Source organism: Citromicrobium sp. JLT1363 (assembly GCF_000186705.1).
In the GTDB taxonomy this organism is placed as follows: Bacteria; Pseudomonadota; Alphaproteobacteria; order Sphingomonadales; family Sphingomonadaceae; genus Alteriqipengyuania.
The window spans coordinates 410,309-425,056 of sequence record NZ_AEUE01000003.1 but is presented as its reverse complement, the minus strand read 5'-3'; the positions used below and the strand labels follow the sequence as shown (position 1 = coordinate 425,056).

Here is a 14,748-nt window from a genome sequence, read left to right as displayed (position 1 = left end):
GGATGCGGTTTGAAGAGGCTATGCGCCTTGCACCGCTCTATTTTCTGGGAATTTTCGGAGTCAGGGCTCTCGCAGACTTCCTGTTCGAAGAAGCCGTCGATTGGCTAGATTGCTTGGCGGTGGCAGTCGGCGTCACCGTGATTATGTCCTTGGCAAACATGATCTTCAGGGTGAAGGCCAAGTACCCATGACTTATCGACGGTTGTGCGGCTCCAAAGCCCAAAAGCCCTCTCCCCGCTTGGGGAGAGGGTTGGGAGAGGGGCCTTGCGCGACGCCGAACTGACCCGCCGCGCCCGCGACATGCGCAAGGGCATGACCGAGCCGGAGACGCGGTTGTGGCTCGAACTGCGCAGCGGGCGTTTTCAAGGGATCAAGTTTCGGCGGCAGAAGGTGATCGGGCGCTACATCGCGGACTTTGCTGCGAACGATCCGAAGCTGGTGATCGAGCTGGATGGCGATACGCATGCGGAAAGGGCCGAATACGATGCCGACCGATCGCGGTGTCTAGAGGAGCTCGGGTATCACGTCGTCCGCTTCGCCAACGTCGATGTGATGGAGAATATGGACGGTGTCTTGCAACGGCTCGGCGAGATTGTGGAAGCACTGCGTCATGCCCCTCCCCCAACCCCCTCCCCTGAAGGTGAGGGGGCTAAAGGATGAACAGGCCCCAACCCCTCTCTCTCATCGGCTCGTGCCATTGCGGCAGGGTCTCGGTCGAGTTGCGCCCCCATTCCTCGGCCCTCCCCGCGGCGCGCGCGTGCGGGTGCTCCTTCTGCACCAAGCATGGCGCGGCGTGGACCAGCGATCCGCAGGGCGAGCTTGTCCTGTCGCATCGCGCACCCGATGACATTCGCCGCTACCGCTTCGGGCTGGGAATTACCGACTTCATCATCTGCGCGCATTGCGGCGTGCCCTGCGTAGCGGTGGGGATGGTCGACGAGCGGCTGCTGGGCGTCGTCAACATCAACACGATGGATCGCCTGAGCGATTTCACCCCCGCCAGCCCCGCCTCCTTCGACGGAGAAGAAACCGACGACCGGCTCGCACGGCGGCGCAAGGGCTGGACTCCGGCGCGCGTGGTGTGTGCGGAGGATGACGGGCCATAGCTCGGAAGACGAAAGCCGGGTCGCCGCTACCTCAATCATCATCCCGGACTTGATCCGGGATTCCGCTTCTTCCGGAGCGCGCCACTCAAGGCAGCGGGACCCCGGATCAAGTCCGGGGTGACGCATGCGAGAAACTCTGTCCTACACCCCCTCCCCGCTGGCATAATCGCCGCATGACCCGCTCACCGCCCTTCCCCACCCAGCCGTTCTTTGCCATGCGCGCGGTGGACAAGTTTTTCTCCCCTTGGACACTGTGTCAGGTGTGTCAGCGTTCAGCCCCGAAGGAGCCCAGGTGAACAACGCGAACCGAATCGCCGCCGCTTTTGCCAAGCCACACCCCGCGCTGGTGTGCTTCGTCACCGCGGGCGACGGCGATACTGCCGCCAATCTCGATGCGCTGGTCGATGGCGGCGCGGATGTGATCGAGCTGGGGATGCCCTTCACCGATCCGATGGCGGACGGCCCCGCGATCCAGGCGGCGAACATCCGCGCTCTCAAGGCGGGCACGACCACCGCCGACGTGCTGATGATCGCCAACGAGTTCCGCACGCGGCACCCGAATGTGCCGCTGGTGCTGATGGGTTATGCCAACCCGATGGTGCGGCGCGGGCCTGAATGGTTTGCCAAGGAAGCGGCGGGCGCAGGCGTCGACGGCGTGATCTGCGTCGACATCCCGCCCGAGGAGGACTCCGCGCTCGGCCCGGCACTGCGCGAACAGGGCATCGCCCCGATCCGGCTTGCCACCCCCACCACCGACGACTTCCGCCTGCCGACCGTGGTCGAGGGCTCCGAGGGCTTCCTCTACTACGTTTCGGTCGCAGGGATCACCGGCAAGCAGAGCGCGGCGCAGGACAGCATCGATGCGGCGGTGAAGCGCATGAAGGCGGCGACCGACCTGCCCGTTGCGGTCGGCTTCGGCGTACGCACGCCCGAGCAGGCGGGTGCCATCGCGCGCGTGGCGGATGGCGTCGTCGTCGGCTCCGCGCTGGTCGATCTGGTCGCCGAGCATGGCGTTGATGCACCCGCGCACCTGCGCGATCTCACCGCAAGACTTGCGCAGGCCGTGCATTCGCAAAGCTGAGACACCCCGTCGCCCCTGCGCAGGCAGGGGCCCAGATGACCTCGGTTGGTCGATCCACCGCCCTCATCTGGATCCCCGCCTTCGCGGGGATGACGAGTAAGAGAACGTAACCTATAGGAACGCCGCATGAGCTGGTTCAATCGTGTCCGCAATTCGCTACCCTTCGTCGCCAAGCGCTCCACCGACGAGACGCTGTGGATCAAGTGCAAGGGCTGCGGAGAGATGATCTTCGCGAGCGACTATGCCGACAACCTCTACGTCTGCCCGCGCTGCGAGCATCACGGGCGGATCGGCGCCGACACGCGGATCGCCATATTGATGGACGAGGGCTTCGACCTGCTGCCCCAGCCCGAGGTCAAGGAAGACCCGCTCAAGTTCCGTGATTCCAAGCGCTATACCGACAGGCTCAAGGCCGCGCGTGCGAACAACCCGCACCGCGATGCCTTCACCGTCGCCAGCGGCGCGATCGACGGCCAGCCCGCGGTGATGGGCGTGCAGGACTTCCACTTCATGGGCGGTTCGATGGGCATGGCGGTGGGCCAGGCCTTCTGCGACGGCGCGGCCGAAGCGCTGCGGCGCAAGTGCGGCTACATCGTCGTAACCGCAGCGGGCGGCGCGCGGATGCAGGAAGGCATTCTCAGCCTCATGCAGATGCCCAAGGCGACCGTGATGGTGCGCAAGCTGCGTCAGGCGGGCCTGCCCTATATCGTGCTGCTGACCGACCCGACCACCGGCGGCGTCACCGCCAGCTACGCGATGCTCGGCGATGTGCAGATCGCGGAACCGGGCGCGCTGATCGGCTTCGCGGGCCAGCGCGTGATCCAGGAGACGATCCGCGAACAGCTGCCCGAAGGCTTCCAGCGCGCCGAATACCTGCACGAACACGGCATGGTCGACCGCGTGGTGAACCGCCACGACCTGAAGGGCGAGCTGGCGATGATGCTGCGCTATATGCGCGGATCGAAGGCGGCTTGAACACTCGGACGGGCGACGACGAATGAAGCCCAGGCGCGACAGACGGCTGGCGATAGCGCTGCTGCTGTTCGCGTTCGCCGCAATGGCGGCGACTCTTCAGTCCGTTATTGCCGCTAACTGGATGAATGCAGCGGTGCTCGGCCATTGGGAGTGGTTCGTTGAGACTTGGGGCGGAGAGCTTCCTGCTCGCGGCCCCAAGGTCTTCTGCTTCGACTGGTGCGCGCCCGAGTTGCCCTTCTGGGCCGGTTGGCTTGCCATAGGGTGCTTCGCGTCAGGCTTCGGACTCGTCGCTTGGGCCTGGTGGAGGCCAAAGGCATGAAGGACTTCGCTCGCTCCGACGATCCGGCCGTGCAGGCCCAGCTCGACCGGCTGGCCGCGCTTTCGGTGCCCGATGGCCGCTTGGGGCTGGAGACGATCCGCGCTCTATGTGCGCGCCTCGGTGATCCACAGGACCGCCTCCCGCCCGTGTTCCACGTCGCGGGCACGAACGGCAAGGGCTCGACCTGCGCCTTCCTGCGCGCGATGCTGGAGGCGGATGGCAAGCGCGTCCACGTCGCCACCAGCCCGCATCTGGTGCGCTATAACGAGCGTATCCGGATCGCTGGCAAGCTGATCGAGGATGCGCAGCTCGCCGCGCTGCTGGCCGAAGTGCTCGATGCGGGCGATGATCTGAACCCCAGCTTCTTCGAAGTCACCATCGCCGCGACCTTCCTCGCCTTCGCGCGCACGCCGGCCGATGCCTGCGTGATCGAGGTCGGCCTCGGCGGTCGCTTCGATGCGACCAACGTGCTGGGGCCGCAGGTGCTCGCCGCGTGCGGGATCGCGGCGCTGGGGCTGGACCACGAGCGGTTCCTGCTCGCGCCGGAACCGGATGTGCCTTCGCAGCCGCTCGCCCGCATCGCCTTCGAAAAGGCAGGCATCGCCAAGCCGGGCGTGCCGCTGGCGACGCTCTCCTACCCCGAGGGCGCAACACTGGAGATCGAGCGGGCGGCGCTGGCGCGCGAGGCGCTGCTGGCGATGCGCGGGCAAGGCTGGCACGCGAGCAGCACTGAAACCGGGCTGCACTATGCCGACGAGCACGGCGAAATCGCCCTGCCCCTCCCCGCGCTGCCCGGCGCACATCAGGCGGAGAATGCCGCACTCGCCATCGCCATGCTGCGCCATCAGGACCGGGTGAGCGTCTCGCGCGATGCGATGGCGCGGGGATTGCGGACGGCGACCTGGCCCGCCCGGCTCCAGCGCCTCCCCGCCTCGCCAATGACCGGTGCGCGCGAAGTGTGGGTCGATGGCGGCCATAACCCGAGCGCGGGCGAGGCGCTGGCGCGCCACTTTACAGGCCGGAGGGTGCACCTCATCCTCGGCATGCTGGCCAACAAGGACCCGCGGGCCCTGGTCGATCCTCTTCAAGGCAGCATCGCAAGCATCGTGGCCGTTCCCGTACCGGGGCACGAGCATCATGCGCCGGAAGTCTTCGGGCCTGATGCCCGCGCCGCAGAGACGGTGGGCGAGGCGCTCGACGCCCTGCCGGAGGATGGGTTGCCGGTGCTGATCGCAGGCTCGCTCTACCTGGCGGGCGAAGTCCTGCGGCTCACCGACGAGATCCCGGGGTGACTACTCGGCAGCAACCGCGTCGGGATCGGGCGGCGGTGCATTCTGGTCGCGCCCCGAACGGGCGATGCGAACCCATTCGACGATGCACAGCAGCACCGCGAACATGCCGATGGCCGTGGTGAGGATGAAGACATCGAAATAGCCGCGCTCCTCGATCATCTGCCCCAGCGCGCCGCGCCCCAGCGTGCCGACCAGCAGCGTGAGTGAGGAGAGCAGCGCGTATTGCACCGCGCTGTACCCGCGCGAGACGATGCTGGAGAGATAGGCGACGAAGGCCGCGCCCGCGATGCCGACCGCGATGTTCTCGCCCGCGATGGCCATCATCAGCGTCGCCAGCCGCTCGTCCCCGCCGAGCGCCGAGACGAGCCACGTGAAGCCGATCGTGTCGCTGAAGGCCTGCACCCGAACGCCTCCGATGGCGAGATCGGCATAGAGCAGGTTGGTGATCGCGGCGAGGAACGCGCCCAGCGTCAGCGTCAGCATCCGGCCGATCGCAGTCAGCATGTAGCCGCCCACCGCCAGCCCGAGCACCAGTGCACCCACACCGAAGAACTTGGACGCGACCGCGACCTCGTCCTTCGTGTATTCCAGCTCGCCGAGATAGAACGGATAGGCGAAAGTGCCCCAGATCGCGTCGGTGATGCGATAGGTCAGCACCAGCGCGATGACGATGATCATCGCCCAGCCGAGCCGACCGACAAGGTCCGTCAGCGGGAGGACCAGCGCGCGGTAGAGGTGGTCCATCACACGGTCCAGGCTGCCGGTCGCGGCGTAGGGCGACAACGGCTTGCCGGTCTGCGTGGCCGGCTCGTGCCCCTCGAAGGTGGCCGGGATCACATGGTTGCCGCTGCGCTGCACGCGCACCAGCCACGCAGCGATCAGAGCGGGTACAACCACGGTGGCAATCACGATCAGCGGGCCCATTCCGCTGATGAATTCGACCGAGTCAGGTCGTGCATCGGGATCGCTGGTCAGCGACCGGACCATGAAGACACCCACGGTGGCAAGCGCCCAGCCCCACAGCACGCCAACGGCAGCGAGGGCCCAGGCCCGTACGCGCGGCACGATCTGTCCGGCTTCGCGCAGACCATGGGGATCGTTCATGTCGGCATCGGTGCGATCCAGCGCGACGGACGCGTCCGTATCGGGCGCCCACAGACCGGAAATGCCGACGAGCAGCATGATCGCACCCATGCTGAGATAGACCGTGGGCCAGTCGGTCCGCTCGGCAAGGAACAGTGCCAGTGCCCCGCCGACGAGCGCCGCAATGCGGTAGCCCATCTGGTAGACGGTGGAGAGGATATCGATGGTCGCCACCTCGTCCGCCACATCTACGCGCCAAGCATCGATCACGACATCCTGGGTCGCGCTGGCGAAGGCCGCCAGCCCTGCGAGAAGGCTGAAAATCCCGATCGTCTCGTTGGTCGGGGTGATGAAGCTGAGGGAAAGCAGCGCTGCCCCGATCAGCACCTGCGCGGTCACGATCCACTGCTTGCGCTTTCCCAGCCTGCGCAGCCCCGGAATATCGACCCGGTCGAGCGCGGGGCTCCACAGGAACTTGAAGGCGTAGGCGAGGCCGATCAGCGAGAAGACGCCCATCGTCTCCAGATCGATTTCACCGGAATCGGACAGCCAGGCATAAAGCGTGCCCAGCACCAGCGCATAGGGCAGCCCGGCGGCAAAGCCGAACAGCAACATGTAAGCGGTCTTCGCCTGCCCGAGCGAGCGCAGCACCGCGGCCAGACCCGGCTTTTTCGTGTCGGCTTTTGCTTCGGCCATCGGCCACCCCTCCTGGATACTCCCGGGTGCTTCTAGCCCGTGTCTGTTGGCAAAGCCTAGCCCCGATAGACGAAAGCGGGATGGTTGGGATTGCTGCGCTGCAAAAATCTTCCAAGTGAATCCAAGCGCTTCTTCCACGCTGCCTCGAATATCCCCAAATCTTCACAAATGCCGCGCGAATTGTGGCATAGAAAAGATCGTGTGATAGTTGAGTCCAACCAGGCACTGACAACCTAGGGGGTAGTTGCCGTGGTGAATGAGATTTTATGTGGTCTGCTCGGTCACAAGATCGACCGCAAGCGCGTCTGGCACGACAGTCTACATCATCGGACGACATGCGGCCGGTGCCATCGTCCGATGATCAAGGACAGCATTGAATGGCGGCCTTTTCTTACCGATCGCGATTCGGATAGCCGGCGCGAGCCACACCCGCATTACGACAGGGCCGGAGCCTGAACGCAGCAGCAGTTGGCGCCTGGCCGCTGTGCCGCTAAGCGGGCTGTCATGACCGAAACGACACGCAAGGGCGACCGGATCGCCAAATTGCTGGCGCGCGCCGGCGTGGCCAGCCGCCGCGAGGTCGAACGCATGATCGCCGACGGGCGGATTGCTATCGATGGCAAAGTGCTCGAAACGCCGAACACCGTGCTCGAACATCTGCGCGGCGTCACCGTGGACGGCAAGCCCGTTACCAAACCCGAACCGACGCGCCTGTTCGCCTTTCACAAGCCATCCGGCCTCATCACGGCAGAACGCGATCCGAAGGGCCGCGCCACGATCTACGATGCGCTGCGCAATGCCCTGCCCAAATCGGCCCCCCGCGTGATGCCGATCGGACGGCTGGACTACAACACCGAAGGCCTGCTGCTGCTGACCAATGACGGCGAATTCAAGCGCATGCTGGAACTACCTGCCAATTCGGTTGAGCGCACATATCGCGCGCGTGCGCATGGCAGCGTCACGCAGGAGCAGCTGGAGAGCCTGATCGAAGGGATCACCATCGACGGGGTGCATTACGGACGGATCGATGCGAACCTGGAACGGCGCACCGGCGCCAACCAGTGGATCGAACTGACGATTACCGAAGGCAAGAACCGCGAGGTGCGCCGCGTGCTCGAGCATCTGGGGCTTGAGGTAAACCGTCTTGTGCGCACCGCATTCGGGCCGGTCACCCTCGGCGATCTCGGGCGCGGACAGGCCGTGGAGATCAAGAAACAGGACATCGGGCGCTTCCGCTCTTCCGTGAAGCAGGTGCGCGACTGATGCGGGTGATCGCGGGCGAATGGGGTGGACGAAGCATCGTCGCACCGGCGGGAGACACCACCCGCCCGACGGCGGATCGCACGCGCGAAACGCTGTTCAACATGCTCGCCAGCCGCCTCGGCACGTTCGAAGGGCTGAGCGCGGCGGATCTGTTCGCAGGATCGGGCGCGCTCGGGATCGAGGCCCTGTCCCGTGGCTGCGCGTCGTGCCTGTTCGTCGAGGAAGACAAGCGCGCGATCGAGGCAATCCGCAAGAACCTCGCTTCGCTCGGCGCGGGAACACGCGCCTCGGTCAACCAGGCTTCGGTGCTGAGGCTCGGCCCGGCGAAGCAGCCGCACGACCTGATCATGCTTGACCCGCCCTACGAAACCGGAGCCGGCGCCGTGGCCATCGACAAGCTCCTGCGGCTCGGCTGGATCGGACCTGCCACGTGGATATCGCTGGAGGTCGGCGTGAAGGAGAACCCGCGCCTGCGCGGCGTGACGGTCGATGCCGAACGCAAGGTGGGCAAGGCGAGGCTGTTCTTGCTGAGAGCCGAGGCCTGACATGCGAAGGGCCCCGGCCAACGCTGGCAGGAGCCCTTTCACCTTGAAACTGCCTGCCCTGCCCTAGCGGTCGGGCTGGTCGAGCGGCAGCGGTTCGTCGATCTCGCTCGCCGGGCGGCCCGGCCAGTAATTGATCGGCCGGTTGCCGGTGCGGTTGGCTTCCCAGCTGTTGATGCAGTTGTCTTCCTCGCCCTGCTTGCAGATCGGCACATCGCCCGTTGGCGGCCCTTCGTCTCCCGGCGTGGGCTGGACGGTTTCCTGGCTGACGAAATTGATCTTGGGTGCCGGCGCCGTCTGCGCGGTGGCCGGAAGAGCGAAACCGGCGGCGAGGCCGGCCAAACCGATAAGAGCAATCTTGCGCATTTCACGAAACTCCTTCTGCAACGAAAGCGGCAGCACCCGATATATTCTCGGATGCTGCCACGGTTCGGCCCTGTATCAAAGGCCCGGTATGTTCTCGGTAGAGCTTACACTGCCCCGCGATTGATGCAGTTGTCCTGCTCCTGCGGTTCGCAGATCGGCAGATCTGCCGGCGGCGGACCTTCATCGCCAGGGGTCGGCTGGACCACCGCATTGCTGCGATAGTTGATCTTCATGTTGCCCGACGAAGTCGTGCGCGTGGTCGTGGCCGTCGCGGTTCCGCTAAGTTGCGAGTTGATGGACTGCCAGGCCGCGGTTCGCTGGGCAGGCGCCATTTCGACGATCCTGACGCGCTGTTCGTTGTTCAGGCGATCCCACCAGATCGACTTCTGGTTATCGTTGAGCGTCCAGTAATACTCCTGCGCTTCGATCGGCCATTCCTGATAGGTCATGCGGTTTTCCGCCGACCAGTCCATGTACATGGCTTCCTGCGCATCAGTCATCATGTAGGATTCGGCTTCCTGCATGTGATCGTCAGCGATCGCCGGTACGGCAGCAATTGCGAGGCCGCAGGCGGCAGTCGAAGCAATAATAAGCTTTTTCATATCTCTGTCTCCTTTTTCCCTCGTCCTTGCCCCACCAACGAGCCCTCCGTGTCGAGGTTCCGAATGCGCCGCCCTTGTCGGGGAGCAAGACGGTCGCTTCCCTTGCTCGGGCAGTCCGCGTTCCCTACCTGTTCGAGACAGCCATGAACGATGCCCTTCCACTTGCCACCGCCGCCGGTGACGCGGATATCCCGCCCTATGCCGCACGGCTGAACCCACCCCAGCGCGAGGCGGTGCTGACGACCGAGGGGCCGGTGCTGATGCTGGCGGGAGCAGGTACGGGCAAGACATCCGCGCTTACCGCAAGGCTGGCGCACCTCGTCGCCATGCGGCTCGCCTGGCCGAGCGAAATCCTGTGCGTCACCTTCACCAACAAGGCCGCGCGCGAGATGCGCGAGCGTGTGGGTCGGCATATCGGCGAGGCTGTCGAAGGCATGCCGTGGCTCGGCACCTTCCATGCGATCGGCGCCAAGATGCTGCGTCGCCACGCCGAACTGGTCGGCCTGCAAAGCAACTTCACGATCATCGACCCGGACGACCAGCTGCGCCTGCTCAAGACGCTGATCGCCGAGGCGGAGCTGGACGAGAAGCGCTGGCCCGCCCGCCAGCTGGCCGGGCTGATCGACCGGTGGAAGAACCGCGGGCTGAACCCCGGCGATCTCGATGCGGTCGAGAACGAAAGCTACGCCAACGGGCGTGGTGCGCAACTCTACAAGACGTATCAGGAGCGGCTGAAAGCGCTGAACGCTTGCGACTTCGGCGACCTGCTGCTGCATGTGCTCAACATCTTCCGTCAGCACAGCGATGTGCTCGCCCAGTACCAGAACCGATTCAAGTACATACTGGTGGACGAGTATCAGGACACCAATCAGGTCCAGTACCTGTGGCTTCGCCTGCTCGCGCAGGAGCGCAAGAACATCTGCGTGGTGGGCGACGACGACCAGTCGATCTATTCCTGGCGCGGCGCAGAAGTGGCCAATATCCTGAAGTTCGAGAAGGACTTTCCCGGCGCCAAGGTCATCAAACTGGAGCAGAACTATCGCTCCACCCCGCACATTCTCGGAGCGGCGTCGGGCCTGATCGGGGAGAACAGCCAGCGGCTCGGCAAGGAATTGTGGACCGAGACCGACACGGGCGAGAAGGTCCGCGTCATCGGCGTATGGGACGGGCCCGAGGAAGCGCGCCGCGTGGGCGAAGAGATCGAGACCCTCGAGCGAGGCGGAGTGGGCCTCGACGAGATCGCCATCCTCGTACGTGCGCAGTACCAGACCCGCGAGTTCGAAGACCGCTTCATCCAGATCGGCATGAACTATCGCATCATCGGCGGCTTCCGCTTCTACGAGCGCGCCGAAATCCGCGATGCGCTAGCCTACCTGCGGGTGATCGCCCAGCCGGCGGACGATCTCGCGTTCGAACGGATATACAACCAGCCCAAGCGCGGCCTCGGCGCGAAGACGCTGGAGAAGATGTACCAGCATGCCCGGCGCACCGGCATGCCGCTTGCTGCCGCCAGCCTCGACCTTGCCGACAGCGACGAACTGCCTGCCCGCGCGCGCAGCACCATCGGCGGCCTGATGCGTCAGTTCCTCCATTGGCGCGAGGAGGCGGGCAAGCTGGCACCCGCCGAACTGCTGCGGCAGGTGCTGGAAGAAAGCGGCTATCAGGCGATGCTCGAGAACGAGCGTTCGGTGGAGGCCAAGGGGCGGCTCGAAAACCTGTCCGAACTCGCACGCGCGATGGAAGACTACGAGACGCTCGGCGATTTCCTCGAACATGTCGCGCTGGTGATGGACAATGATGCCAACGCCGAAGATCCCAAGGTCACCATCATGACCATCCATGCCGCCAAGGGGCTGGAGTTCGATCACCTGTTCCTGGTCGGCTGGGAAGAAGGCGTGTTTCCCAGCCAGCGCGCGCTCGACGAAGGCGGGCTTGCGTCACTGGAGGAGGAACGCCGCCTCGCCTACGTGGCGATCACGCGCGCCAGGAAAGCCTGCACCATCTTCCATGCTGCCAACCGGCGCATCTACGGCCAATGGACAAGTTCGCTCCCCAGTCGCTTCATCGGGGAGCTGCCCGAAGACCACATCGAAAGCGAGAGCACGATGTCTGGCGGGGCGTCGCTCTGGCGGGCCAACTGGAGCGAGCGGGACGATCCGTTCGCTCACGTCACCCGCGACCGGCCCGATCGGTCCAACAAGCGCGGCCCCGGTTGGCAGCGGGCGCTGGCGACCGGGTACGAGACAAAGCCGGCACGTGTGCAGGAAAGCCGCCGCTCCGCCGCCAGCTTCGCCGCGAAACCGCGCACCGACGTCGCACTCGGCGCGCGGGTCTTCCATGACAAGTTCGGCTACGGCACGGTGATGAGCCAGGAAGGCAACAAGCTGGAAATCGAATTCGAAACCAGCGGCACCAAACGCGTGATCGACAGCTTCGTGAAACTGGCGGACTGAAAGACTAACCTACCGCGCGCAGCTGGGGCCTGAGCGTGAGCCGTTCACCCGCCACCGCTTCGGAGCAGATCGTCGATGTGCCACGCTCCTTGCGCTTGGCCTGATACAGCGCGTGGTCGGCGCAGCGCATCAGCGCGCTACGTTCGTTGTTTTCGTGGGTCAGCCAGGCGGCGCCGATCGTGGCGCTGACCTGCATCCGCTCCTCGCCCTCGCCGATCTCCATCCGGAGTTTGTCGAGCAGCTGCTGTATCGATCCCTCGAGATCGAGCAAAAGCGCCTCGTTCTCGATCACCATCACGAATTCGTCCCCGCCAAGCCGCGCCGACAGCTGATTGGCGAAGGGTTCGCTCAGAAGCTGCACCGCGACATTCTTCAGCACCCTGTCGCCAGCTTCATGGCCAAGCCGGTCATTGACCTCCTTGAAGTGATCGAGATCGATCAGGAGCATCGCCATCGCCCGGCCGGACTGGCTGGCGGAATCGATGGTTCGGTCGAGATACTGATTGAGCCGAGCACGGTTCGGCAGACCGGTCAGTTCGTCCACATGCGCTGCGGTACGCAACCGCGTTTCAAGGTGATAGCGCTCCGTAATATCCTGAAAAACGCCGATAACCCCAACCGGCTTGCCGCCAACGATCTCCTGTTCGCCGATCGCCCGAACCCGCTTGAGCACGCCCTTGGCATCACGAAAATCCAGTTCGAGATCGTAGGGAATGCCGTTTCTGGCACATTCCTCTACCGCGCTCGAGATGCGCGGACGGTCTTTCGGCAGGAAGTAGTCGAGCCCCCTCTCCAGATGCGCTCTGGTCGGGTTCTCGATCGCGTGAATCGCGCTTGTCTGGCGCGACCAGAAAAGCTCCTGTGTTTCCAGGTCCATCCGCCAATGGCCGATCTGCGCCATCTGCTCGGCTAGCTCGAATTGTCGCTGCGTCCGGTGGAGGGCCTCAACCAGGTCCTTGCGCTGCGCGATCGCCTGCTTTGCAAGCTCGCACTCCATTCTGGTTCGCAAGAGAGTCTCGATCACACGAGCGAGCTGGCGTAATTCGTCCAGTTCCTCGCACGCAGCACGATGCGGCCTGTCGTCGATCACGCACAAGGTGCCGATAGCCACACGCTCGCCGTCCAGTTCCGGCCCAATGAGCGGAATTGTCGCGAAGAACTGCAGCTCGGGCATCGACGAGATTTCCGGCTTCCTGCCGTAAACCGGATGCTCCTGAAGGTTGTTCACCACGATCTCGCGGTTCTCGGCAACGGCGGTCGCGCAGATGGAGCATTCGCGCGGAACCTCATCCGGTGCGAAGCCCTCGCGTGCCTTGAACCATTGCCTGTCGGTGTCGATCAGCGAGATATAGGCTGTGCGGCAGCCGAATATCCGGCGCGCTGAGCGGACCAGGGCGTCGAATTCGGCTTCTGGTACGGTATCGAGGATTCGAAGCGCAGAGAGGGTGCGCTGGCGAAGCATTTCCTCCCTGGCAGCACGTTCTGGCATTGCAATTCCTTCCCTGCCGGAAAGGAATGACCCGAAGCTGGTTAATACGACGCTAATTCCATGGCGCGGAATATCCCGCAAATGCCCCGTCAGAGCGCGCTGACAGAAAGGAAATCGGGTTTGGGCCCGTTCCACTCGCCCGCCGGGATCACTTCATCGTCATCGCGGCGGTTGCGCCCGCCACGACCGCGCGCCGGCTTCTCGTCGCCTTTGTTGCGCGGCTTGCTTTCGCTCGCCGGTTTGCGCGGCTCCTGCGTGTCGCGCTCCTCGTCACGCTGCTCCGGCTTGCTCTTGGGCTTCGATCTGGACTTCGGCTTCGGCTCCGATTCCGGCTGAGCCAGTTCCACCCGCACGTCGTCCTTGCCGAAAGACGCAATCGTCGCGCCGGTCAGCTTTTCGACATTCTCGATCGCTTCCGCATCGTCTTCGGTCACGAAGGTGAACGCGCGTCCCTTCGCGCCGGCGCGGCCGGTCCGCCCGATGCGGTGAACATAATCGTCCGGATGCCATGGGGTATCGAAGTTGAAGACGTGGCTCACGCCCTTGATGTCGAGGCCCCTCGCCGCAACGTCGGACGCGACCAGGATGTTGATCTCGCCCGCCTTGAACCGGTCGAGTTCCTTGATCCGGCTGGACTGGTCCATGTCGCCGTGGATCTCGCCGCTGGCGAAACCGTGGCTCTGAAGGCTCTTGTTGATCTCGCGCACCGTCGTCTTCCGGTTGGAAAAGACGATCGCGGTTTCGACGAGGTCGTTTCGAAGCAGCCAGCGCAACGTCTCGCGCTTCTCGCGCGGTTTGACCGGGATCTTGAACGCCGTGATGTTCTCGTTGGTGGAGGCCGCGCGGCTCACCTCGATCCGCTTGGGGTTATCGAGGAACTTGCCCGCCAGCTTTTCGATCGGCGGCGGCATGGTCGCGCTGAACAGCAGCGTCTGGCGCGGTTCGGGCAGTTTGGAACAGATCGTCTCGATATCGGGGATGAACCCCATGTCGAGCATCCGGTCCGCCTCGTCGATGACGAGCATTTCGCACCCGTTGAGCAGAATCTTGCCGCGTTCGAACAGGTCCATCAGGCGGCCCGGCGTGGCGATGAGCACATCGACGCCTTCGTTGAGCGCCTTGATCTGATCGCCCATCTGCACCCCGCCGATCAGCAGCGCGAGCTGCAAATCGTGCTGCTTGCCGTACTTCTCGAAATTCTCCGCCACCTGCGCCGCAAGCTCGCGCGTCGGCGCGAGGATGAGCGAGCGCGGCATCAGCGCGCGGCGCCGCCCGCTGGCGAGAATATCGATCATCGGCAGGACGAAGCTGGCGGTCTTGCCGGTGCCCGTCTGCGCGATCCCGATGATGTCCTTCATCATCAGGATCGGCGGGATCGCCTGCTCCTGAATGGGCGTAGGCTCGCTATATCCGGCGGCTTCCACCGCCTGCAGCAACTTATCGGAGAGGCCGAGATCGGCGAATTTCATTCAGTTTTCCGG

General features: G+C 64.5%; 13 protein-coding genes. 8 read left to right on the top strand and 5 right to left on the bottom strand.

Features of this window, described 5'->3' with window-relative positions; all coding sequences use genetic code 11:
* Nucleotides 1-264: 264 nt before the first annotated feature.
* The 5 genes from ADAD_RS0106660 to ADAD_RS0106635 all read left to right on the top strand — a co-directional run bounded on the left by ADAD_RS0106660 (nucleotide 265) and on the right by ADAD_RS0106635 (nucleotide 4,773).
* The gene (locus ADAD_RS0106660; RefSeq protein WP_010411430.1) at nucleotides 265-660 is read left to right on the top strand and encodes an endonuclease domain-containing protein; all 396 of its coding nucleotides are present in this window, start codon (nucleotides 265-267) and stop codon (nucleotides 658-660) included.
* Entirely contained in the window at nucleotides 657-1,106 is a 450-nt protein-coding gene (locus ADAD_RS0106655; RefSeq protein WP_139020357.1) for a GFA family protein, read from the top strand. Before ADAD_RS0106660 ends, ADAD_RS0106655 begins: the two co-directional genes overlap by 4 nt.
* A 292-nt stretch (nucleotides 1,107-1,398) precedes the next feature.
* Nucleotides 1,399-2,187, top strand: coding sequence for a tryptophan synthase subunit alpha (gene trpA / locus ADAD_RS0106650; protein WP_010411426.1), 789 nt, complete (start codon nucleotides 1,399-1,401; stop codon nucleotides 2,185-2,187).
* Nucleotides 2,188-2,313: 126 nt separating this feature from the next.
* The gene (gene accD, locus ADAD_RS0106645) at nucleotides 2,314-3,162 is read left to right on the top strand and encodes an acetyl-CoA carboxylase, carboxyltransferase subunit beta (protein ID WP_010411421.1); all 849 of its coding nucleotides are present in this window, start codon (nucleotides 2,314-2,316) and stop codon (nucleotides 3,160-3,162) included.
* A 315-nt stretch (nucleotides 3,163-3,477) separates the two neighbouring features.
* Nucleotides 3,478-4,773 carry a bifunctional folylpolyglutamate synthase/dihydrofolate synthase gene (locus ADAD_RS0106635; RefSeq protein WP_029139958.1) on the top strand — a complete coding sequence of 432 codons (1,296 nt, stop codon included), beginning with the start codon at nucleotides 3,478-3,480 and terminating at the stop codon, nucleotides 4,771-4,773.
* Here ADAD_RS0106635 and ADAD_RS0106630 read toward each other — a convergent pair whose 3' ends face one another.
* The gene (locus tag ADAD_RS0106630; RefSeq protein ID WP_010411413.1) at nucleotides 4,774-6,552 is read right to left on the bottom strand and encodes an AmpG family muropeptide MFS transporter; all 1,779 of its coding nucleotides are present in this window, start codon (nucleotides 6,550-6,552) and stop codon (nucleotides 4,774-4,776) included. It abuts the gene before it with no gap.
* Between the two features lie 504 nt (nucleotides 6,553-7,056).
* On the opposite strand from ADAD_RS0106630, the gene ADAD_RS0106625 reads away from it, so the two are divergent.
* Both ADAD_RS0106625 and rsmD read left to right on the top strand, forming a co-directional pair.
* Nucleotides 7,057-7,815, top strand: coding sequence for a pseudouridine synthase (locus tag ADAD_RS0106625; protein WP_010411410.1), 759 nt, complete (start codon nucleotides 7,057-7,059; stop codon nucleotides 7,813-7,815).
* A complete protein-coding gene (rsmD, locus tag ADAD_RS0106620; RefSeq protein ID WP_010411407.1) occupies nucleotides 7,815-8,360 on the top strand; it encodes a 16S rRNA (guanine(966)-N(2))-methyltransferase RsmD in 546 nt (181 codons plus the stop codon). The genes ADAD_RS0106625 and rsmD overlap by 1 nt, the downstream gene beginning before the upstream one ends.
* 63 nt (nucleotides 8,361-8,423) lie before the next feature.
* Here rsmD and ADAD_RS0106615 read toward each other — a convergent pair whose 3' ends face one another.
* Both ADAD_RS0106615 and ADAD_RS0106610 read right to left on the bottom strand, forming a co-directional pair.
* Nucleotides 8,424-8,723 carry a hypothetical protein gene (locus ADAD_RS0106615; RefSeq protein ID WP_050803703.1) on the bottom strand — a complete coding sequence of 100 codons (300 nt, stop codon included), beginning with the start codon at nucleotides 8,721-8,723 and terminating at the stop codon, nucleotides 8,424-8,426.
* 104 nt (nucleotides 8,724-8,827) lie between these two features.
* Entirely contained in the window at nucleotides 8,828-9,325 is a 498-nt protein-coding gene (locus ADAD_RS0106610; protein WP_010411402.1) for a hypothetical protein, read from the bottom strand.
* A 143-nt stretch (nucleotides 9,326-9,468) separates the two neighbouring features.
* Here ADAD_RS0106610 and ADAD_RS0106605 point away from each other — a divergent pair, with 143 nt between their 5' ends.
* On the top strand, nucleotides 9,469-11,778 hold the full coding sequence (locus ADAD_RS0106605) for an ATP-dependent helicase (protein ID WP_010411400.1): 2,310 nt from the start codon (nucleotides 9,469-9,471) through the stop codon (nucleotides 11,776-11,778).
* Between the two features lie 4 nt (nucleotides 11,779-11,782).
* Here ADAD_RS0106605 and ADAD_RS0106600 read toward each other — a convergent pair whose 3' ends face one another.
* Nucleotides 11,783-13,402, bottom strand: a complete 1,620-nt coding sequence (locus tag ADAD_RS0106600; RefSeq protein ID WP_237700788.1) for a sensor domain-containing diguanylate cyclase — start codon at nucleotides 13,400-13,402, stop codon at nucleotides 11,783-11,785.
* Nucleotides 13,357-14,736, bottom strand: a complete 1,380-nt coding sequence (locus ADAD_RS0106595) for a DEAD/DEAH box helicase (RefSeq protein WP_010411396.1) — start codon at nucleotides 14,734-14,736, stop codon at nucleotides 13,357-13,359. The genes ADAD_RS0106600 and ADAD_RS0106595 overlap by 46 nt, the downstream gene beginning before the upstream one ends.
* Between the last annotated feature and the right edge of the window lie 12 nt (nucleotides 14,737-14,748).